Raw genomic sequence first — 19,463 nt, 5'->3', positions numbered from 1 at the left:
ACACTTCCCCCGGTGCTTATGCATGCCCGTTTTGCGGTGGCGCCCCCTGGCGTGGTGCTATTGGCTCCATTCCAATGGCGCCAACAACGACCACCCGGAGGGAGTGAACCATGGCCGGCAAGCAGCATACCTATCGCGTCACCGTCACCTGGACCGGCAATCGGGGCCAGGGCACGGCGAACTACCGCGCCTATGGCCGCGATCATGACATCCAGGCGGCCGGCAAGCCCGTCATCCCCGGCTCCGCCGACCCCGCCTTCCTGGGCGATGCCACGCGCTACAATCCGGAGGAGACGCTGGTGGCCTCCCTCTCCGCCTGCCACAAGCTGTGGTATCTGCACCTGGCGGCGGAGGCCGGCTTGGTCGTCACCGCCTACCAGGACGCGGCGGAGGGCACGATGGCGGAGACGGCGGACGGCAACGGCCGTTTCACCCAGGTGACCCTGCGCCCCACCGTGACGCTGGATGCCAACGGGCGCGCGGGTGCCGACGTGGCGCTGGCCCAGGCGCTGCACGACAAGGCGCACCATTTCTGCTTCATCGCCAACTCGGTGAACTTCCCCGTGGTGACGCAGGGGACGGTGGTGGTGGCCTGACGGGGGGCGGCCGCGTTATCTTGGGCGGCCTTAATTCCTTGGATAGGCCCACCCTTGTCCCGATCCGCCCGCCTGCTCGACCTCATCCAAGCCCTGCGCCGGCATCGCCGGCCGGTGACGGCGGCCGCCCTGGCGGAGGAATTGGGCGTATCACTGCGAACCGTCTATCGCGACGTGGCGACGCTGGCGGCCCAGGGCGTGCCGGTGGAGGGGGAGGCGGGCCTGGGCTATGTCCTGCGTCCCGGCTTCCTGCTGCCGCCCCTGATGTTCGGGGATGATGAGATCGAGGCCCTGGTGCTGGGCCTGCGCTGGGTGGCGCAGCGGGGGGACGGGCCCCTGGGCCTGGCCGCCCAGAACGCCACCGCCAAGATCACCGCCGTGCTGCCGCCGGACCTGCGGGCCTTGGCGGAGGATAGCGGCCTGGTGCCGGTGTCGCTGCAGCCCGAGGTGATCGAACCGCGCGACCTGACGGAAATCCGCCGGGCCATCCGGGCGGAGCGCAAGCTGCGCATCGCCTATACCGACGGCCAGGGCCGGGCCAGCGACCGCACCATCTGGCCCATCGCCCTGGTGTTCATGGAACGCATCCGCATGGTGGTCGCCTGGTGCGAGGTGCGGTCCGACTTCCGCCATTTCCGCACCGACCGCATCGCGACGGTCGCGGTGTCGGCCGAGCGTTATCCTCGCCGCCGCCATGCCCTGTTGGCTGACTGGCGCATCGACATGGACAAGATGGAAAACCGGGGCTGAGGGCGCGAAATTCTACGGCGCCAACTTGGCGGCCGTGTAGTTCAGCATCACGTCGGTATGCGTCTCATCTACGATGCGGTGAGCCAGCAGGCCTGTCACCGCCACCCGCCGGCCGACCAGGCCCTTCGGCAGGGTCGCGCCCGGCGGTGGCTTCAACTGGAAGGCGTCGATGGATTCGATGTCCTCGTCCAACTCTTCCGTGCCGCCGGTCAGGCAGGCCATCTCCGGCAGGGTCAGCACATAATAGTCTTCCCTGGTGCCCTTGGTCCCGGCCTTGATGCCGTGGACCTGGGTGACATCGCCGGTCAGCGTCACTTCGGCTGGCTGGTAGGGCAGGCAGTCGTGCGCCGCTGCCGACGCGCACCAGGCGGCGAGGACCGCCGCCGGCAGGAACCTGGACATCATGGGAAGGGGCCTCAAGAAGGAAACCGATCATTGGGCCGCGACCCTACAGACAGGGCCGTTGGTTGGCGAGGGGGCGGCGCGCTGCTGACAGGAACTGTCAGGGGTGGCGGGTATGTTCACGATGCATTCCCATCGATGGAGCCCCGCCATGACCAGGCATACCGCCCATCGGGCCGGCTTCACTTATTCCGCCCCGGGGGTGCCGGGCTGGGCTTGGGTGGCCTCGGCCGGCGCGGTGCGTCGGGGAATGGCGCTGGGTGCGCTGCGCCTGCCGGCGCGGGCCGATGGCGCCCTGCGTCGGGTGGTCCCCGGTGACCGCGTCCTCTGTTTCACGCCGGAGGAAGGGGACGGGCGCTTCGTGGCCCTGGGTTACGCGCTGCCGGGCGGCATCCTGGTGGATACCGATGAACTGGAACGCGTCTGGAGCTGCCTGCCCGTCGCCTACGTGCCGGTGTTGCCCGTGTCGCTGGCGGCGGTGATGGACGGGGCGCTGGCCGCCATGGGCTGGGGCCTGAGCCTGCCGGTGGGATTGCTGCGCCTGGATGGCGGCACGCTGGACGCCATCGCGGCACTGATGGCCCCGCCGGTTGCAGCCATGGTCTCAGCACCGGGCCGGGTTGCATCCTTGGAGGGCGCGGATTGACCCAGGTCAGGGAAGGCGCCGCCGGTTCGTAATAAACATCCCTTCATTGAAAATAAGTGTGGCGACAAGGCGGTAAAACATTCGCCGGCCACATTATCATGGAGGGGTAAGTCATGAAGTTCCTGTCCGTCACGGTGGCCGCCGCAGCACTCCTGGCTGGGATTTACGGTGCCGCCCCGGCGCGCGCCTCCGATGCGGGCGATATTCTTATCCGTGGCCGCATCCTGATGGTGGCACCTGACGTGGGTAGCTCGCTGTCGCTGGACGGCGCCAAGATTCCGGGCCACACCGACCTCAGCACGGCCGTGATCCCGGAATTGGATGCCAGCTACTTCTTCACCGACAGCATCGCTGCCGAGGTGATCGCCGGCACCACGCCGCACAACGTGAAGGCCTCGGGCACGCCGCTGGGTTCGTTGGACCTGGGCAACGTCTGGCTGCTGCCGCCGACGCTGACCTTGCAGTACCACTTCATGCCGCACGCGAAGTGGAGCCCCTATATCGGCGCCGGCGTGAACTACACGCTGTTCTACAACGTCGATAAAGGCGACGCCCTGGGCCTGAAGTACGACAACGCCTTCGGTTATGCCCTGCAGGCCGGTGTGGACTACAAGCTGGACGAGCATTGGTCGCTGAACCTGGACATGAAGAAGATCATGCTCAGCACCACGGCCACCGTGAAGGCCGGCCTGACCGCGCCCATCAAGGCGAATGTTGACATCAATCCTTGGCTGGTCGGTGTCGGTGTGGGTTATCGCTTCTAAGCGAAGCGCCGATCTATCTATAGGTTGTTGATTGATTGGGTCGCGTCACCGAAGGGTGGGGCGACCCAATGCATTTTAGGGAAATTTTGCTGCACTGCGGCAGTATTCGCAAATAGCCGAGGTAATCCTTCAGGTTAGTAATGAACGGCATGTGAACGGTCGCTATCTCACTGAATCCAAAGCATTAACCAGTTCACCAATTAAGACTTCGCTTAAGGGAAACTTAAGGATACGCGGCTGATTATTGGGCATCCAAGCCGGTTCGGGTCCGGCTGTAGCGCAATAATCAGAAGAGCGGGGTCGATCATGATGAACGGTCTTTTTTCGCACGGCGGTGCTGACTTGAAGGCGACTTTTGACGCGGTCAATCGTTCGCAGGCGATTATCGAATTCAAGTTGGACGGGACCATCATTACCGCCAACGAAAACTTCCAGAAGACCATGGGCTACACCCTGGCCGAGGTTCAGGGCCGCCATCACAGCATGTTCGTGGACGACGCCTACAAGTCCAGCGACGAGTACCGCAATTTCTGGGAAAGCCTGGGCCGCGGTGAATTCCAGACCGCCGAGTACAAGCGCGTGGCCAAGGACGGCCGGGAAGTCTGGCTGCAGGCCAGCTACAACCCCGTCATCGGCGCCGGTGGCAAGCCCATCAAGGTGGTGAAGCTGGCGACCGACGTCACGGCGCGCAAGCTGCGCTCGCTGGACGTGATGGGCCAGCTGGACGCCATCCACAAGAGCCAGGCCGTGATCGAGTTCAAGCTGGACGGTACCATCATCACCGCCAACGCCAATTTCCTGAACGCCATGGGTTACACCCTGGCCGAGGTTCAGGGTCACCACCACAGCATGTTCGTGGACGGGATCTACAAGGGCAGCGAGGAATACAAGCGCTTCTGGGCGGCTCTGGGCCGCGGCGAATTCCAGACCGCCGAATACAAGCGCCTGGGCAAGGGTGGCCGTCCGGTGTGGATCCAGGCGACCTACAACCCCATCTTCGACATCAGCGGCAAGCCCTGCAAGGTGGTGAAGATCGCCACCGACGTGACCTCCTATGTCGTGGCCCGTGATCGCCGCGTCACCACCCAGAAGGAAATCTCCAGCGACCTGTGCGGCCTGACCGAGGCCATGGGCACCGCCAACGACCAGGTGGCCCATGCCAGCAACGCCGCCATGATCGCCTCATCCAATGTGCAGGCCATCGCCGGCGGCGCCACCGAGCTGGTGGCCTCGATCGAGGAGATCAGCCGCCAGATGGCCGAGGCCGCCAAGATTTCCGAGGACGCGGTGCACCAGGCCGAACTGACCAACAGCTCGGTCACCGGCCTGCTGAACGCCGCCCAGCGCATCGGTGAGGTGGTGAAGCTGATCAGCGACATCGCCAACCAGACCAACCTGCTGGCCTTGAACGCCACCATCGAGGCGGCGCGGGCTGGTGAGGCCGGCAAGGGCTTCGCGGTCGTGGCATCGGAAGTGAAGGCGCTGGCCAACCAGACGGCCAAGGCCACCGGCGAAATTGCCGAACAGATCGGCACGGTGCAACTGGCCACGTCGGAATCGGCCCGCGCCATCCAGGGCATCGGCGGCATCATCACCCGCATCAACGCCATATCCAGCGGCATGGCCTCTGCGATCGAGGAACAGAACGCCGTGACCCACGACATCTCCCGCAACATGCAGACGGCCGCCGACGGCGTGTCCAGCATCAGTGAAAGCCTGACCAAGATCGCCGACGCCACCCACGGCGCCACCAGTTTGACCCGCCGGATCAACGAGGCTTCGCTGGCCATGGTCGGCTGACCCCCACCTCGTTAAGACCCGGAACCTTGAAGGGCGTCCCAGTCGGGGCGCCCTTTTTTTAGTTTGCTTATGCGTTTGCCTCAGACGCCGGCGGGGCATCCGCCCCTTGGCTTATCCTCGCTCCGCCCTTCGGTGCTCGCTCCGGCGGCCCCGGTCGGGGCCTACACCGACTTGAGGCGTGGCCCCCAAGCCGTTGGTCCGGCAAGAAGGGGCGAAACGGCTTGCGCAACGCGGCTCCCCCGAAATCCAGGGTTCAAATCGGGTGGGGGAGCGGGTATCTAAGCGGTCCGTTACAAGATCAATTCATGACCAAAGACGAGGAGGACCGCGATGCGGGCCGAGATCGAGGCGGTCGTCGAGGCTGTGCGACAGTCCTTGACGCTGCTGAGGAGGCATCTTTGACTGGGAAAATGCCCTCCGCCGCTACGACGAACTGAGCGCCCTGTCGGAAGATCCCAAGCTGTGGGACGATTCCGACCGCGCCCAGAAGATCATGCGGGAAAAGACCCAGCTTGAGACCGCCATCGAGGGCTATCGCGCCCTGGAGCGCGACCTGAACGACGGCATCGAGCTGATCGCCATGGGCGAGGCCGAGGACGACCAGGAAACCGTCACCGACGCGGAGCGGAGCCTGATCGCCCTGCAGAAGCGCGCGGCGGCGCTGGAACTGGAAAGCCTGCTCTCGGGCGAGGCCGACGCCAACGACTGCTATCTGGAAGTGAACGCCGGCGCCGGCGGCACGGAGGCCCAGGACTGGGCGCTGATGCTGCTGCGCATGTACAGCCGCTGGGCCGAACAGCACAAGTTCAAGGTCGAACTGCTGGACGAGACCAACGGTGAGGAGGCGGGCATCAAGTCCTCCACCATTCAGATCAAGGGCCACAACGCCTATGGCTGGCTGAAGACGGAATCCGGTGTGCACCGCCTGGTGCGCATCAGCCCGTTCGACAGCCAGGCACGCCGCCACACCAGCTTCTCCAGCGTTTCCGTCACGCCCGTCATCGACGACAGGATCGTGGTGGAGATCAACGAGAAGGACGTGCGCGTCGACACCTACCGCGCGTCCGGCGCCGGTGGCCAGCACATCAACAAGACCGACTCGGCGGTGCGCCTGACCCATATGCCCACCGGCATCGTGGTCGCCTGCCAGCAGGAACGCAGCCAGCACAAGAACCGGGCCAAGGCCTGGGACATGCTGCGCGCCCGCATCTATGAGATGGAACTGCGCAAGCGCGAAGAGGCGGCCGCCCACCTGGAAGCGCAAAAGACGGAGATCGGCTGGGGCCACCAGATCCGTTCCTACGTCCTGCAGCCCTACCAGATGGTGAAGGACCTGCGCACCGGCGTTGAGACCAGCCAGAGCGGCGCCGTTCTGGATGGCGACATCGACGAGTTCCTGCAGGCCGCCCTGGCCCACCGCATCAAGGGCCAGGCGGACGAGGCGGAGTCGTAAGCCTGCGCCTGTCCTTCAACATGGTTCTGGCAGCAGGGTTCCGATGGGGCCGGGGTGATCCCCCGGCCCCGTTTCTTTTGGGCCGCTCCCTTGGGGCCGGTCACCCCGGCTGGTGGAGCAAGGTTGGCGCAGGCCGCGCTTGCAGGTCGTAATCCACCAGCGCCGCTGCCAAGGCCATGGCCCAGCAATAGGCGCCCCGCTCCAGTTCCAGGTGATGGTCGCCTGGATGGGGGTGCCGGTAGGCCGGGTCGGCCATGCCGGTGGCGGGATCGGTCAGGTCGTCGGTGATGTCCACGTAGCGCAGGCCGCGTTCGTGCGCGATGTCGCGCAGGGCCGCGTTGTACCGCAGGGTCAGGTCGGTGCGGTCGCGCTGGCTGACCAGGACGGTGCGGCGGGCCTCGTCGCCATCGGCGATCTGGTCATCGCTCAGCAGGGGCAGGATGGCGCCGGTCAGGATGATCTTGTGGAAGCCCATGCCGTGAAGCTCATCCAGGAAGCCCTGATACCCGGCCAGCGAGGCGGCCAGCGCCTCGTCCAAGGTCCAGCCCTTCTCGACGCGCCGCCATATCAGGTGGCCGCAATCCACCTCGCCCACCTGGATCGCCAGGATATCGCTGCGCTCCATGAACTTGATCACGGTGCGGAACTGGTAGAGGCCCCTGGAGAAGGAGTTGGGGTTGCGCAGACCCGCCGCCGTCGTGTCGTGGTTGGCGCAAACCGACACGGACCGTGAGGGGAACAGCCCAAGGTCGACGGCGCGACGGAAGCTGTGCCCGTGGCTGTCGGCCAGCACCATCATGTGGGTGAGTTTGTCTTGCCGGAAAATATGCATGGTGCCGATCAAACGGCCCGATTGCCGCGGGTAGGCGCGATATTTTTGCACATATCAGGCGCCCGCGGCGCCGCCGTCCGGTTCCCGCAGCACGTCCAGGGCGCGCAGGCGCGGGGCGGCATGATCCAGGAAGGCGCGGGCCTTGGCCGCCAGATGCCGGGCGCTGGGCACGACCAGATGCACCGGCAGGGGCGGACGCTCATGGTCCGGCAGCAGGCGCACCAGGCGGCCCGCCGCCAGGTCGTCCACCACCTGGTAGGACAGGGCCTGGCCGATGCCGTGGCCGGCGCGCACCGCCTCCAGCTTGGCTTCCACCTCGTTCACCGCCAGGCGGGGGTGCAGGGGGATGGCGTGCTCCCGCCCTGCCGTCTGAAAGCGCCACGTCACCGGTTCCGTTCGCGGGCCGGCCGCCCAATAGGCGGCGGTGGCGGGGGCGGAAGCGATGACATCGTGATCCGCCAGGTCGTCCGGCCGCACCGGCATGCCGCGGCGGGCCAAATAGGCGGGGGCCGCGACCGCCACCTGCCGCACCTGGCCCACCCGCAGCACCACCAGTCCGCTGTCGGGCAGGCGGCCGATGCGCAGCGCCACGTCCAGCCCGTCCTCGATCAGGTCCAGTTGCCGGTCCGACAGCAGCAGGTCCACCCGCACGGCGGGATAGGCCGCCAGGAAGCTGGTGACCAGCGGCGTCACATGGCGGCGGCCGAACACCAGGGGTGCGGTGACGCGCAGCAGGCCGCGCGGGCCCGCCTCGTTCCCCTCCCGCATCGCCTCGTCATAGTCGCCCAGCACGCGGCGGGCGGTGTCGGCCAGGCCGCGGCCGGCTTCCGTCGGTGACAGCCTGCGGGTGGTGCGCTCCACCAGCCGGGCGCCCACCCGCGCCTCCAACGCTGCCAGCGCCCGGGTGACGGCGGGGGCCGAGCAACCCTGCCGTCGCCCGGCGGCGGCCAGGCTGCCGGTTTCCAGGATGGCCAGGAACAAGGCCAGTTCGTCCAGACGGTCCATGGCATCATCATTTCATTGGATGAAAGGGTGAGTTTCATTCGTGCCGCCTGTCGCACATTCAGTGCAAGACTTAAATTAGGGGCCACTCACTTGAGAGTGCCTGCGCCGGAGCCGCCATGACCACCGCCATCACCCTTTACGGCACGCCGCTATCCGGCCACACGCACCGCGTGGAACTGCTGTTGCGCATGCTGGACCTGCCCCATGCGGTCGTGACGGCGGATGCGGACGTGCGTGGGTCGGTGGAGTTCCTGGCGCTGAACCCGCTGGGGCAAATCCCAGTGCTGGTGGACGGGGATTTGGCGGTGCCCGACAGCATCGCCATCCTGGTCTACCTGGCGAGGTGTTATGATCGCGCCGGGACCTGGGCGCCGGCGGAGGCCGTGGCGGCGGCCCGGGTGCAGCGCTGGCTGTCCGTCGCGGCGGATGACGTGCGGCACGGGCCCGGCTCGGCCCGCATGGTGGTGCAGTGGGGTCTGCCGGGGCACCTGCCGCTGGCGCGCACCATCGCGGCCCGCCTGCTGCCCTTCATGGACGTTCATCTGGCCGACCGCCATTATCTGGCGGACGAGGCGGGGGCTGTTGCTACCCATCCCACCATCGCCGATCTGGCCTGTTACTCTTACGTTGCGCACGCGCCCGAAGGCGGCATTTCGCTGGAGGGTTACGACCATTTGAACGCCTGGCTACGCCGAGTGGAGGTGCTGCCCGGTTTCAAGGGCATGCCGTCTTCGCCCATTCCACCTTCAGCATAAGGGAGGAAGCCTTGGACACGGATGTTTTCCACAAGGGTGAGCGGGCGGCACAGGCCCGGGTCGGTGTGAGGATGGGCGGGGCCGCCATCCGGGACGTCATGCCGGACCAGCACCGCGACTTCTTCGGCATGCTTCCCTTCCTGCCGGCGGCGACGGTGGACGCGTCGGGTGCCCCCATCGCCACCCTGCTGACGGGATCGCCCGGCTTCATCACCAGCCCCGATCCGCACACCCTGCACCTTGCGACCCTGCCGGTGCCGGGTGACCCGGCGGACCCGTTCCTGATGCCGGGTGCGCCCGTCGGGCTGTTGGGCATCGACCTGGCCACCCGCCGGCGCAACCGGGCCAATGGCACCATCGCCGGCCGCGATGCGGCTGGCCTGAGCGTGTCGGTGCGGCAAAGCTTCGGCAACTGCCCACAGTATATCCAGGGGCGACTGGTCGAAGCAGCGCCGGTGAGCGAGGCGGCGTGGCAGGAACTGCGCGGGCTGGACCGCGGCGCCCGGCTGGCCGTGCTGGCTGCCGACACCTTCTTCGTGGCGACGTCCAGTGGGGCGGGGACCGCCGCGGGCGGGGCGGACATCAGCCATCGTGGCGGCCGGCCGGGCTTCATCCGCGTGGACGGCGATGTGCTGACGGTGCCCGATTTCCACGGCAACCAATATTTCAACACCCTGGGCAACCTGCTGTTGGATCCCCGCGCCGCCATGCTGTTCCCGGACTTCGACACCGGTGATCTTCTGCAACTGCGCGGCACGGTGGAGATCGTGTGGGATGGGGATGAGGTCGCCCGGTTCCGGGGGGCCGAACGCCTCTGGCGCCTGACGGTCACCGGTGGCTGGCGGGCGCCGGCGGTCATCCCCCTGCGCTGGACCTTCCGTGATTTCTCGCCCTTTTCACTGAAGACGGGGCCTTGGGCTGCTTAAGGGCGGAGGCGGCCGTTTGCGGTACAGCACGTGCCGGCGCAGCGCGTGGCCCTCGGGTAGGCGGGGGTGGTCGAAATCCTCCGCCGCGTCGCGGGTCATGCCCAGCCGTTCCATGACGGCGCGGGAGCGGCGGTTGGCCGGCACTGTCAGGGCGACGACCTCATCTAGGTTGTGGATGCCGAAGGCGGCGTCCAGCGCGGCTGTGGCCCCCTCCGTCGCGTAGCCTTGACCCCAATGGCGGCTGTCCAGCCGCCAGGCGATTTCCACCGCCGGGGCGAAAGGCAGGTCCGGCCCGATCACACCCAGCCCGACATAACCGATGAAGGGCGCCACCTCCGGCACCTCCACCGCCCAATAGCCGAAGCCGTAACGGTCGAAATGAATGTCGATGCGGTCGGCCAGGGCATCGCTGCCGGCGCGGTCCAGGGGCAGCAGGAATTCCATCACCGCCGGGTCCCGGGCCATGGCGCAAAAGGCGTCGCGATCCGTCGCGGTCCAGGGACGCAACAACAGGCGTGGGGTGCGTAGGGTGGGAATGCCGATCATGGCGCGGAGCATGCCATAAAGGCGGAAGGGCGGCACCCGGTCGTGGGGCCGCCCTTCCTATGCCGCTGAAACTGCCAAAGCTCTCGTTCGAAAAGGCGCGACCAAAGGTTGTCGCCGCCCCTTCTTCCTTATACGCGGCACCCTGCCCACCCCTGTCGCGGGTTACCACCTCTTTGTGAGGGATTCACCGCACTGCGACTATGCGTTGGGGGCAACCCGGTTGAGGGGATGAACAGTGCGGCGGGTCAGGCGGCCGTGCGCTTCACCCAATCCTGCACCAGGGTTTCCAGCACGGGCAGGTTGACGGAACCCGAGGTCAGGACGGTGTCGTGGAAGGCACGGATGTCGAACTTGGGGCCCAGCTTGGCCTTGGCGGCCTCGCGCAGTTCCAGGATCTTGTTCATGCCGATCTTGTAGGCCAGCGCCTGGCCCGGCCACACGAAGTAACGCTCGATCTCCGTGATGTTGTCGTGCTCGGGGTTGGCAGTGTTGGCGTTCATGTAGGTGATGGCCTGTTCGCGCGTCCACCGCTTCAGGTGGATGCCGGTGTCCAGCACCAGGCGGGCGGCGCGGAACAGTTCCGACGCGATGCGGCCGGCGTCGGAGTACGGGTCCTGGTAATAGCCGTATTCCTTGGGGAAACGCTCGGCATACAGGGCCCAGCCTTCGCCATAGGCGCTGTTCCAGATGAAGCGGCGGAAGGTGGGCAGGCCCGCCATCTCCTGCGCGATGGCGATCTGCATGTGATGGCCGGGGATGCCCTCGTGATAGCAGAGGCTTTCCAGCATGGGGATGGGGTTGACCGACATGTCGTAGAGGTTGGCGTAGAACACGCCGGGCCGCGACCCGTCGGGGGATGCCGGCTCATAGAAGGCGCTGGCCGTGGCCTTTTCGCGGAAGGCTTCCACCGCCTTGACCACGATGGGGGCCTTGGGCTTGGTCAGGAAGAACCGGTCCAAATCCGTGCGCATATGGTCGATGATGTCGGTGGCGCGCTTCAGCAGGGTGGCGCGGCCTTCCGGCGTGGCCGGATCGTAGAAGCGCTTGTCGGTGCGCATATAGTCGAAGAAGGCGCGCAACTCGCCCTTGAAGCCGACCTTGGCCATGATGGCCCGCATCTCATCCTGCAAGGCCGCCACTTCCTTCAGGCCCTGGGCGTGCACGGCGGCCGGGTCCAGGGGCAGGGTGGTCATCAGCAGCACTTGCGAGCGGTAGAATTTCTCGCCGTCCGGCAAGGCCCAGACGCCGTTGCTGGCGGTAGCCTTGGCCTCCAGCGCGCCGACCTTGGCGATCAGCTTCTGGAAGGCGGGTTGCACCTGTTCCGTCAGGGCCTTTTCGGCGGCGGCGCGCAGGCGGGCCTGGTCGGCCTCCGGCAGCTTCAGGCCGTTGACCTTTTCCGTGAAGTCGGCCAGCAGGGGGCTGCTTTCCGCGGCGGTGACCACATCGGTCGCGGCGAAGGGCTTGCCGGTGATGACGTTGCGCGCCGCCTCCAGGATGGACTTGAACGCGAAGGCCGGGGGCAGGACGCCCATGTCGGCCTGCTTGGTGATGCGGGCGATGTAGACATCCATCAGGGGGGCGATGCCCTGCAGGCGGGTCACATAATCGTCCGCGTCCTGCGGGCTGGTCATGTTGTGGTAGGTGATCAGGAAGCTGGCGATGTCCGTGTGCGGGCCCGTCAGCTGGCTGATCACATAGGTGTGGTTGCGCCAGGGATACTGGTCCAGGGTCTGCTGCAACTCATTGCGGAACAGGATGGCGCTGATCTGCCCGCTGGCCGACAACTCGGCCGTCTTGAAACCATCAAGGGTCTTCTTGCGCTGTTCGGCCAGGTGCAGGCTTTCCAGCTGGTGGGCCTCATCCGGAATGGTCCACTTGTCGTGCGGGCCCGGCAGGCCCAGGACGGTGCGCTGCTGCGGGTCGCGGGCCAGATCCTCGTTCCAGCAATCCTCGAAGAAGGCGTTCAGGGCCTTCTCGGTTTCCGACGGCTCCGCCGCGACGGCGGGGACAGGCGCCAGCAGGCCCGGCAAGGCCTCCAGCGCCACCAGGGCGGTACCGGCCATCAGGCCGCGGCGCAGCAGGGTACGGCGGGTCATGGAAGTTCCGGCTTTGGCTTCAGAAGTCATGGGATGGATCGGGACCGTGATGGGGCCGCCCGGAGGCGGACGGCGGGAGGGGGGAACCGCGGGGCGCGGCTTGGCGCGGATGGTAGCAAGGGCAATGGGTGGCGCCCAAGGGCAGTTTGTTACTGATCGGTAACGGTTGCTCCATGCCTCAGTCGGTGAAGCCGGTGCCCGCCAGGATGGTTTCCACCGGCGCCAGCGGTTCGTACCAATCGGGCGGGAAGTCGGCGCGGATGCGTGAGGCGTCGTTGAAGGGGCGCTTGATGTCGCCCTTGAAGTATTGGCGCACCAGGGCCCGCCAATGCTCCGCCGGTTCCACGCCCAGTGTCTCGGCCACCACGCCGAACCAGCGGCGGCCGGCGGCGACGTGGCCGATCTCCTCATCATGGATGATCTGCAGCACGGCGACGCTGTCGTCATCCCCGACCTTCTTCAGATTGGCGATCATGGCCGGGGTCACGTCCAGGCCGCGCGCCTCCAGCACCATGGGCACCAGGGCCAGGCGGGCGGCCAGGTCATGGGCGGTCATCTCGCTGGCCTGCCACAGCCCGTCGTGGGCCGGCAGGTCGCCGTAGGCCGCATCCAGGCTGGCCAGGCGGTCGGCCAGCAGGGCGTGGTGCTTGGCCTCCTCATCCGCCACCCGCACCCAGTCGTCCTTGAAGGCACGGGGCAGGGCCGTGCCGTCGGGCAGGGTGGTGAAGCGGGCGACGATGTCCCAGGCCAGGTCGATGGCGTTCAGTTCGATGTGCGCGATGGCGTGCAGCAGGGCGATGCGGCCCGCCACGCTGCCGGCCTTGCGCCGCTTGGGCATGTCGCGCGGCAGCTTCAGCTCCGGTCGCGCCGGCCGGGCCGGGCGGTCTGGTGGGACAGGGCCCGGAGTGTCGGGCAACAGGCCCGCCCGCCAGGCGGCGGCGTACCCCCGGCTCAACCGCACCTTCGCCATGGGATCCGCCGTGGTCAGCACATGACAGGCCGCCGCGGCCAGGCTGTCCGGCAACGGTTGGGGGACCGAATTACTTTGGAATTGTTCTAAAGTATCGGCGGAGGGAAGGTTGGGGGCGTGGTAGGGTGCCATGCGGTTTTTTGACGCCATCTGGCCAAGAACACAAGCGGGGCGGGGAAATCATGAGGGGCGGGCGGGCGCTTTTGGGCGCGGCTGTGGCCGGGCTGGTTTGCGATCCGGCGTGGGCGGAGGACGTGTCCGCCAATGATGTGCCGACCGTTATCGTCACCGGCCGCGTGCCGCCCGACGCCGCCACGGAACGCATCTACGGCACGATACAGCTGGACACCCCCTGGCTGGATGCGGCACCGGAGCGCCGGCTGGACGAGGCCTTGCGCAGCGTGCCCGGCTTTTCCCTGTTCCGCCGTACGGGCAGCACCAGCGCCCACCCCACCTCGCAGGGCATATCCTTGCGCGCGCTGGGACCCAATGGTGCCGGCCGTACCCTGGTGCTGGTGGACGACATCCCGGTCAATGATCCCTTCGGCGGCTGGGTATACTGGAGCCGCCTGCCCACCGCATCCGTCGCCTCGGTCGCCATCACCGAGGGCAGCGGGGCGGGCCCCTGGGGCAACCAGGCGCTGGACGGCGTCATCCGCATCACCACCAAGCCGATGGACGGGGCGGAGGTACGGGCCGGCAGCAACGGCCTGGCCGAGGGGACGGCCGGTGCGGTGGCCGGTAACGTCGCCATCATGGCGCACGCCAGCCGCAGCGACGGCAGCTACCTGGTGCGCGCCGACCAGCGCGGGCCCATCGACACCCAGGCCGGCTGGGACGACGCCTGGGTGGATGTGAAGGCCAAGGGCGAGGCGGGGCCCCTGGCACTGGCCGGCACCGTTTCCGCCTTTCATGAGCATCGCGGCAACGGCACGCCCGTGCAGGAGAACGGCACCGACGCGCTGGAGGGCAGCCTGCGGTTCACCGACGCCGATGGGCCGCTGGACCTGCCCTGGCACGGCACGCTGTACCTGCGCCGCTACGTCTTCAAGAACCGCTTCTCCTCCGTCAACGCCACCCGCACCGCGGAGACGCCGGCGCTGGATCAGTACCGGGTGCCGGCCACGTCCGCCGGCGGCTCGCTGGCCACCACGGTGGACGAAGGCGACGGCCGGCGCACGGAATTGGGCGCCGATCTGCGCTGGGCCGGCGGGGCCACGCATGAACGGTTCCAGCCGGTGGCCGGAATCTTCCAGGGCGACCGCGATGCCGGCGGCGACCAGTTGGTGGGGGGCGTGTACGCGGAACAGACCTGGCCGCTGCTGCCGGCCGTGGACTTGCACGGCGGCGTGCGGCTGGACGGCTGGTCCCTGACCGACGGCCACCGGGTGGAACGGTCGCTGAAGACCGGTTTGCTGACCCGCGATGACCATTACGATGATCGCGGCGGGGCATTGCCGACCGCGCGGCTGGGGGCGGACTGGAAGGTCGATCCCGCCTGGACGGTGCGCGCCGCCGCCTATACCGGCTTCCGCCTGCCCACCATCAATGAACTGTACCGCCCCTATCGCGTCGGCAACGACATCATCGAGGCCAACGCCCAGCTGAAGCCTGAGCGCCTGGTCGGGGCGGAGGCCGGCATCACCTGGCAGCCCGCCGCCGGTCCGGTCGTCAGCCTGACCGCCTATCACGACGGCGTGACCGACGCGGTGGATAACGTGCTGGTCACCGACCGGCCGGGCACGGTGCCGGGCTTCAACGTCGTGGTGCCGGCGGGCGGCACCTTCGCCCAGCGCCGCAACCTGGACCGCGTGCGGGCGGAGGGGATGGAGATGCGCGCCACCTGGACCTTGGACCCGACGCTGGATCTGGGCCTGGGTTATCTGTGGAGCCGGTCCACCGTGCTGGGCGCCGACGGCTATTCGGCGCTGGTGGGCAAGCGGCTGGCGCAAAGCCCCCTGCACCAGGGCAGCGCCGAATTGACCTGGACCCCGTCGCAGGCCTTCACCGCCGCGGCGCGGGCCAAGGCCAGCGGCCAGCAGTATGAGGATGGATTGAACACGCGGTCGCTGGCGCCCAAGGTCACGGTCGACCTGTCGGGCACATGGCATGCGCGGGATTATCTGGATGTCTTCGCGACGGCGGAAAACCTGTTCGACCGGACGGTGGAATCAGGGCGGCGCATCGATGGCTTGGTGGCCGTGGCCCCCGGGCGGATCATGTCCGGCGGGGTGCGCGTCAAATGGTAGTCGTGCCGGGGCTTAGCGCGGGGTGGTGGTATTGGCGGCTTGCTGGTTCACGTAGAACTCCGCCGGGAAGGCGGGTTTGTAGTAGTGGCCGGACTTCACCAGGGCGCGTTCGTGCTCGGAACGGACGTAGCTGAGGACGGGCAGGGACCAGGCGATGCTCAGCAGCACCACCCAGAGGGTCAAAGTCACCAGGCGGTCTTTATTGAACACGGCGGTCATGATCCCTACTCCTGACACCCCGAAACCTGATCCTTTATTGTGGAAGGATTGTGGCGGGATGTAATCTCGTGGAAGCTCATGACGCTATTTTTACACCCCCGAAAATGAACAGGTTGCTAACAGGGCGGGGTGATCACAGAAAAAGTTCAGATCCTTTCGGTTAGGGCTCGGCGTGGGCCTCCACCGCCTCGCCGATGGCGTAGAAATGGCCGCCGGCCACGTGGTGCAGGCTGCGCCACTTCGGATCGGCCGTCTCAAACTGCCAGTGGCCATCGCGGAAGGCGCGGGTGTCCGACCAGGCGCCGACCACCTCGCCGATGAACAGGTCGTAGGCCTGCTGGTTGTGCGGTTCCGGTACCACGCGGCAGGCCAGCCAGCCGGAGCAGCCGGTGACGAAGGGCGGGACGTGGCCGTCCAGGCGGAACAATTCCACCCCATGGCGGGCCAGCTTGTCCGGCGCGTCGCGCAGGCTTTCGTTGCCCACGCCCTGCACCAGATCCACCTGCGCCACGGTGGGGATTTGCAGGGCGAAGTGGCCGCTGGCCTCGATCAGTTCCCGCGTGCGCGTGGCCTTGTCCAGCACCACCGTCACCTTGGGCGGGGCGAAGTCCAGGGCGCAGGCCCAGGCCGCCGCCATCACGTCGTCGGTGCCGTCGTGGCTGGCCGACACCAGCACGGTGGGGCCGTGGGTGACCAGCCGATAGGCCTTTTCCAACGGGACCGGAAGAAACGTGCCGTCCATGCTGCTGATCCCCAAGCTGATGATGCGACCGGTTTACCCCATGTGGGGCGAGGCGGAGGTGAAAAATGTCATGGGCACAAGAAACGGATTGGCCGGTCGCAACGGTCGCTCTAACGTTGCCGCCCGCGCCGACAGGTTGTCGCGCGCGCCGCTGACGGATTGCCCTTCCCATGTCCCAGGTCCTGGCCCTTTACCTCGCCACCATCCTCATCTGGGGATCGACCTGGTATGTGATCGAGTTCCAGTTGGGAACCGTGGATCCGGCGCTGTCGGTGGCCTACCGCTTCGGCCTGGCGGCAGTACTGCTGATGGGCTGGCTGGTGCTGCGGCGCCAGCGGCTGATCCCGCCCCGGCACGCCTGGGGGCAGGTGGCGATGGTCGGCACCTTCAATTTCTCGATCAATTACCTGCTGGTCTACATGGCGACGGAACGCCTGCCTTCCGGCCTGGTGGCGGTGGCGGGGTCGGCGCTCAGCCTGATGAACGTGCTGAACGCCCGCCTCTTCCTGCGCCAGCCCATCCGGCCGCTGGTGCTGCTGGGCGGGTTGGTGGGCATGACCGGCGTGGTGCTGCTGTTCCTGCCCGAACTGCGGGTGGGGGGCTTGACCGGGGCGGCGGCCGTGGGCCTGGCGCTGGTCATGCTCAGCAATTTCAGCGCGTCGGTGGGCAGCATCACGGTGCAGCGTGGCGCCCGGCGGGGCCTGCCCCTGCTGCCGGTGACGGCATGGAGCATGGCGTTCGGCTCGGCCCTCATGGTGGGGGTGGCGCTGGTGCGCGGTGCGACCTTCACCTTTCCGGCCACCCTCACCTACGTGGCCTCGCTCAGCTACCTGGCCTTGTTCGGGTCGGTGGTCGCCTTCCTCTCCTATTTCTCGCTGATCGGCCGCATCGGGGCCGACCGCGCCGGCTACGTCGCCGTCATGATCCCCATCCTGGCGCTGATCATCTCCACCCTCTTCGAGGGCTATCACTGGTCGCCGGCGGCCTTCGCCGGGCTGGGCCTGGCGGTGGCCGGCAACCTGCTGGTGCTGGGGCCGAAGCGTTTGCGGCGTGCGCCGGCACCCGTGCCTGTCACGGCCGACTGAACACCACCCGCGTCAGCCCCGGCAGCTTGTGCCGCAGGGGCGGGGTCAGGCGGAACAGCGTATCCATCAGGCGGGGCAGGCCCCGGGGCATGCGGTATTCCAACGTCTCGATCATCGCCAGATGGGGTGACCAGGCGCCCAGCGTGCGGACCACGTCATCCCCGTCGATGCCCCAAGGCATGGGCGGCAGTTGGTAGTGCGCCGTGCGGTTCAGGCCGCGCAGGGTCAGGCGCGACAGCCAGGCGGGGATGGTGTCGAACACCAGTTCCGCCCCGGGGAAACGCTGGGCCAGCGTGGTCACCAGTTGGCGCACGTCGTCCTCCTTCAGGTACATGAACAGGCCCTGGGCCACGATGTGCACGCCCCGGGACGGGTCCACCTGGTCCATCCAGGCGGGGTCGCGGGCGTCGGCGGCGATGTGGCGGGTCCGTTCCGTGGGCGGCAGGAAGTGGTCGCGTAGGGCGATGCCTTCCGGCAAATCCACCGTCAGCCAGGTCAGGCGGCCGTTGTCCACCCGCCGCACCTGGGTTTCCAGCCCTTCGCCCAATGAGACCACCGTGCCGTCGGGATGGCTTTCCAGCCAGCGGCGCAGCAGGGCGTCGATGGCGGCGGCGCGCATGGCGTGCGACCCGTCGGCCCGGCCGAAGTGCCGCTCATAATCATAGGCCAGCGCCTGATAGATGCGGACGGCCTCGGGGTCGTGGAAGCTGGCGTTGGGCCGCATCGCCTCCGCCGCGCGGTTGTGCAGCGTCCACAGCATGGTTTCCGGCACGCCGCTCAGGCCCGGCGGCAGCTTGGGCGGTGTCTCATCCATGGCGCGGCGCTTCCTCCTGCTGACGTGAGGAAGTGTACGGGAGTTAGAACACGTCGTCGCCGTTGGCGGTGGCCGGCACGGGCTGGCTGACCCGCCAATGTTCCACGATCTTGCCGTCGGCGACACGGAAGATGTCCACCACCGCGTCGCCCCGGTCGCCGGGCGTGGGAATGCTATGGACGTGCAGCATCACCAGGTCGCCCTGGGCCACGCTGCGCACCACCTCCACCTTGGCCTGGGGGGACCGTTGGAAAATTTCGGCGTAGGTGTCCTGCAAGGCGTGGCGGCCGTCGGCCATGCCTGGATCGTGCGCCTTGAAATCCTGGGCGACGTAGCGGTCGGCGGCCGACAGGTCGTGCTTGTTGAAGAAGGCGTCATAGAAATCCAGCACCGTCTGGCGGTTGGCCTCCCCCTCCGCTCGGGCGTCGGGAATGCGCGTGCTGGTGGCGCCGGCCTCCTGGTTGGCGGGGGGCTGTTTGCTGGTGGACGAGGCCGCCATGCCGGCACCCGCCAGCAGGCAACAGGGGATGACCAGGCCACACACGATCAGACGACGCATTCTTTCCTCTTCGACTGAAACCATCGGACGCCGCCCCAGGGGGGGCATGCTTCCCGATGGCCCCTGATGCGCCGCCAATGTGGCGACTCTGGGGTGGCGGCGTGGAAGGGCTGTGGCTGCCTGGTACCCCTCTTATACGGTTGGGCGCCGCCCTCCGGCCCGGGGCAATGCGCCGCCGATAATTGGATAAGATATTTGACATACAATATCCAAAGCATCAGGCTTCGGAGATAAGGCTGACACAACAGGGGGCT

General features: G+C 67.4%; 20 protein-coding genes and 1 pseudogene. 11 read left to right on the top strand and 10 right to left on the bottom strand.

From position 1 onward, the window contains the following. Positions 1 to 110 precede the first annotated feature (110 nt). Together PW843_08290 and PW843_08285 are read left to right on the top strand one after the other, a co-directional pair. Positions 111 to 596, top strand: a complete 486-nt coding sequence (locus tag PW843_08290; GenBank protein ID MDE1146607.1) for an OsmC family protein — start codon at positions 111 to 113, stop codon at positions 594 to 596. 54 nt (positions 597 to 650) lie between these two features. Further along, positions 651 to 1,346 (top strand): YafY family protein, encoded by a 696-nt coding sequence (locus tag PW843_08285; GenBank protein MDE1146606.1) that lies wholly within the window; start codon positions 651 to 653, stop codon positions 1,344 to 1,346. Between the two features lie 12 nt (positions 1,347 to 1,358). Here the strand turns inward: PW843_08285 and PW843_08280 are convergent, their stop codons facing one another. Continuing rightward, the gene (locus tag PW843_08280; GenBank protein ID MDE1146605.1) at positions 1,359 to 1,751 is read right to left on the bottom strand and encodes a hypothetical protein; all 393 of its coding nucleotides are present in this window, start codon (positions 1,749 to 1,751) and stop codon (positions 1,359 to 1,361) included. A gap of 148 nt (positions 1,752 to 1,899) precedes the next feature. Here PW843_08280 and PW843_08275 point away from each other — a divergent pair, with 148 nt between their 5' ends. The 5 genes and pseudogenes from PW843_08275 to prfB all read left to right on the top strand — a co-directional run bounded on the left by PW843_08275 (position 1,900) and on the right by prfB (position 6,411). Beyond that, a complete protein-coding gene (locus PW843_08275) occupies positions 1,900 to 2,394 on the top strand; it encodes a hypothetical protein (protein ID MDE1146604.1) in 495 nt (164 codons plus the stop codon). Between the two features lie 113 nt (positions 2,395 to 2,507). Beyond that, positions 2,508 to 3,158, top strand: a complete 651-nt coding sequence (locus PW843_08270; protein ID MDE1146603.1) for an outer membrane beta-barrel protein — start codon at positions 2,508 to 2,510, stop codon at positions 3,156 to 3,158. A 309-nt stretch (positions 3,159 to 3,467) separates the two neighbouring features. Next, a pseudogene (locus PW843_08265) lies at positions 3,468 to 4,205 on the top strand (PAS domain-containing protein). 207 nt (positions 4,206 to 4,412) lie between these two features. Further along, on the top strand, positions 4,413 to 4,958 hold the full coding sequence (locus PW843_08260; protein ID MDE1146602.1) for a methyl-accepting chemotaxis protein: 546 nt from the start codon (positions 4,413 to 4,415) through the stop codon (positions 4,956 to 4,958). 330 nt (positions 4,959 to 5,288) lie between these two features. Further along, positions 5,289 to 6,411 (top strand): peptide chain release factor 2 gene (gene prfB / locus PW843_08255; protein ID MDE1146601.1). Its coding sequence is split into 2 segments (ribosomal slippage): positions 5,289 to 5,357 and positions 5,359 to 6,411, totalling 1,122 coding nucleotides; the frame shifts between segments, so codons are not numbered across the junction. 100 nt (positions 6,412 to 6,511) lie between these two features. Here the strand turns inward: prfB and PW843_08250 are convergent. Next, complete coding sequence (locus tag PW843_08250; GenBank protein MDE1146600.1) at positions 6,512 to 7,243, bottom strand: SGNH/GDSL hydrolase family protein; 732 nt, start codon at positions 7,241 to 7,243, stop codon at positions 6,512 to 6,514. Between the two features lie 54 nt (positions 7,244 to 7,297). Further along, complete coding sequence (locus PW843_08245) at positions 7,298 to 8,248, bottom strand: LysR family transcriptional regulator (GenBank protein MDE1146599.1); 951 nt, start codon at positions 8,246 to 8,248, stop codon at positions 7,298 to 7,300. 116 nt (positions 8,249 to 8,364) lie between these two features. On the opposite strand from PW843_08245, the gene PW843_08240 reads away from it, so the two are divergent. Both PW843_08240 and PW843_08235 read left to right on the top strand, forming a co-directional pair. Next, entirely contained in the window at positions 8,365 to 9,003 is a 639-nt protein-coding gene (locus PW843_08240) for a glutathione S-transferase N-terminal domain-containing protein (GenBank protein MDE1146598.1), read from the top strand. Positions 9,004 to 9,014: 11 nt separating this feature from the next. Then, positions 9,015 to 9,929, top strand: coding sequence for a pyridoxamine 5'-phosphate oxidase family protein (locus tag PW843_08235; protein MDE1146597.1), 915 nt, complete (start codon positions 9,015 to 9,017; stop codon positions 9,927 to 9,929). On the opposite strand, the gene PW843_08230 is transcribed toward PW843_08235, so the two are convergent. The 3 genes from PW843_08230 to PW843_08220 form a co-directional block, all read right to left on the bottom strand. Then, positions 9,900 to 10,475: a GNAT family N-acetyltransferase gene (locus tag PW843_08230; GenBank protein ID MDE1146596.1), complete on the bottom strand. Its 576-nt coding sequence runs from the start codon at positions 10,473 to 10,475 to the stop codon at positions 9,900 to 9,902. The two genes, PW843_08235 and PW843_08230, sit on opposite strands and share 30 nt — an antisense overlap. 245 nt (positions 10,476 to 10,720) lie before the next feature. Beyond that, on the bottom strand, positions 10,721 to 12,571 hold the full coding sequence (locus PW843_08225; GenBank protein ID MDE1146595.1) for a DUF885 domain-containing protein: 1,851 nt from the start codon (positions 12,569 to 12,571) through the stop codon (positions 10,721 to 10,723). A 178-nt stretch (positions 12,572 to 12,749) separates the two neighbouring features. Continuing rightward, positions 12,750 to 13,595 (bottom strand): ferritin-like domain-containing protein, encoded by an 846-nt coding sequence (locus PW843_08220; GenBank protein ID MDE1146594.1) that lies wholly within the window; start codon positions 13,593 to 13,595, stop codon positions 12,750 to 12,752. Positions 13,596 to 13,795: 200 nt separating this feature from the next. Here PW843_08220 and PW843_08215 point away from each other — a divergent pair, with 200 nt between their 5' ends. Then, on the top strand, positions 13,796 to 15,790 hold the full coding sequence (locus PW843_08215; GenBank protein ID MDE1146593.1) for a TonB-dependent receptor: 1,995 nt from the start codon (positions 13,796 to 13,798) through the stop codon (positions 15,788 to 15,790). A gap of 12 nt (positions 15,791 to 15,802) precedes the next feature. On the opposite strand, the gene PW843_08210 is transcribed toward PW843_08215, so the two are convergent. After that, positions 15,803 to 16,009: a hypothetical protein gene (locus PW843_08210; GenBank protein ID MDE1146592.1), complete on the bottom strand. Its 207-nt coding sequence runs from the start codon at positions 16,007 to 16,009 to the stop codon at positions 15,803 to 15,805. Positions 16,010 to 16,169: 160 nt separating this feature from the next. Beyond that, positions 16,170 to 16,751: a flavin reductase family protein gene (locus PW843_08205; protein MDE1146591.1), complete on the bottom strand. Its 582-nt coding sequence runs from the start codon at positions 16,749 to 16,751 to the stop codon at positions 16,170 to 16,172. Positions 16,752 to 16,921: 170 nt separating this feature from the next. Between PW843_08205 and PW843_08200 the strand changes: the two genes are divergently transcribed. After that, entirely contained in the window at positions 16,922 to 17,836 is a 915-nt protein-coding gene (locus PW843_08200; GenBank protein MDE1146590.1) for an EamA family transporter, read from the top strand. On the opposite strand, the gene PW843_08195 is transcribed toward PW843_08200, so the two are convergent. Together PW843_08195 and PW843_08190 are read right to left on the bottom strand one after the other, a co-directional pair. Further along, a complete protein-coding gene (locus PW843_08195; GenBank protein ID MDE1146589.1) occupies positions 17,823 to 18,650 on the bottom strand; it encodes a class I SAM-dependent methyltransferase in 828 nt (275 codons plus the stop codon). The genes PW843_08200 and PW843_08195 overlap by 14 nt on opposite strands. A gap of 43 nt (positions 18,651 to 18,693) precedes the next feature. After that, entirely contained in the window at positions 18,694 to 19,209 is a 516-nt protein-coding gene (locus PW843_08190; protein ID MDE1146588.1) for a nuclear transport factor 2 family protein, read from the bottom strand. Positions 19,210 to 19,463: the final 254 nt, after the last annotated feature.

The sequence above is a fragment of the Azospirillaceae bacterium genome (assembly GCA_028283825.1).
Lineage (GTDB): Bacteria > Pseudomonadota > Alphaproteobacteria > Azospirillales > Azospirillaceae > Nitrospirillum.
This window is presented reverse-complemented; position numbering and strand designations above follow the sequence as displayed.

Bases quoted from the DNA above. Each gene is read 5' to 3' on its own strand.
- PW843_08270 (MDE1146603.1), top strand. From the start codon at position 2,508: ATGAAGTTCCTGTCCGTCACGGTGGCCGCCGCAGCACTCCTGGCTGGG.
- PW843_08200 (MDE1146590.1), top strand. From the start codon at position 16,922: ATGTCCCAGGTCCTGGCCCTTTACCTCGCCACCATCCTCATCTGGGGA.
- PW843_08290 (MDE1146607.1), top strand. From the start codon at position 111: ATGGCCGGCAAGCAGCATACCTATCGCGTCACCGTCACCTGGACCGGC.
- PW843_08260 (MDE1146602.1), top strand. From the start codon at position 4,413: ATGGCCGAGGCCGCCAAGATTTCCGAGGACGCGGTGCACCAGGCCGAA.
- PW843_08250 (MDE1146600.1), bottom strand. From the start codon at position 7,243: ATGCATATTTTCCGGCAAGACAAACTCACCCACATGATGGTGCTGGCC.
- PW843_08275 (MDE1146604.1), top strand. From the start codon at position 1,900: ATGACCAGGCATACCGCCCATCGGGCCGGCTTCACTTATTCCGCCCCG.
- PW843_08195 (MDE1146589.1), bottom strand. From the start codon at position 18,650: ATGGATGAGACACCGCCCAAGCTGCCGCCGGGCCTGAGCGGCGTGCCG.
- PW843_08230 (MDE1146596.1), bottom strand. From the start codon at position 10,475: ATGATCGGCATTCCCACCCTACGCACCCCACGCCTGTTGTTGCGTCCC.
- PW843_08245 (MDE1146599.1), bottom strand. From the start codon at position 8,248: ATGGACCGTCTGGACGAACTGGCCTTGTTCCTGGCCATCCTGGAAACC.
- PW843_08210 (MDE1146592.1), bottom strand. From the start codon at position 16,009: ATGACCGCCGTGTTCAATAAAGACCGCCTGGTGACTTTGACCCTCTGG.
- PW843_08190 (MDE1146588.1), bottom strand. From the start codon at position 19,209: ATGCGTCGTCTGATCGTGTGTGGCCTGGTCATCCCCTGTTGCCTGCTG.
- PW843_08280 (MDE1146605.1), bottom strand. From the start codon at position 1,751: ATGATGTCCAGGTTCCTGCCGGCGGCGGTCCTCGCCGCCTGGTGCGCG.
- PW843_08225 (MDE1146595.1), bottom strand. From the start codon at position 12,571: ATGACCCGCCGTACCCTGCTGCGCCGCGGCCTGATGGCCGGTACCGCC.
- PW843_08205 (MDE1146591.1), bottom strand. From the start codon at position 16,751: ATGGACGGCACGTTTCTTCCGGTCCCGTTGGAAAAGGCCTATCGGCTG.
- PW843_08240 (MDE1146598.1), top strand. From the start codon at position 8,365: ATGACCACCGCCATCACCCTTTACGGCACGCCGCTATCCGGCCACACG.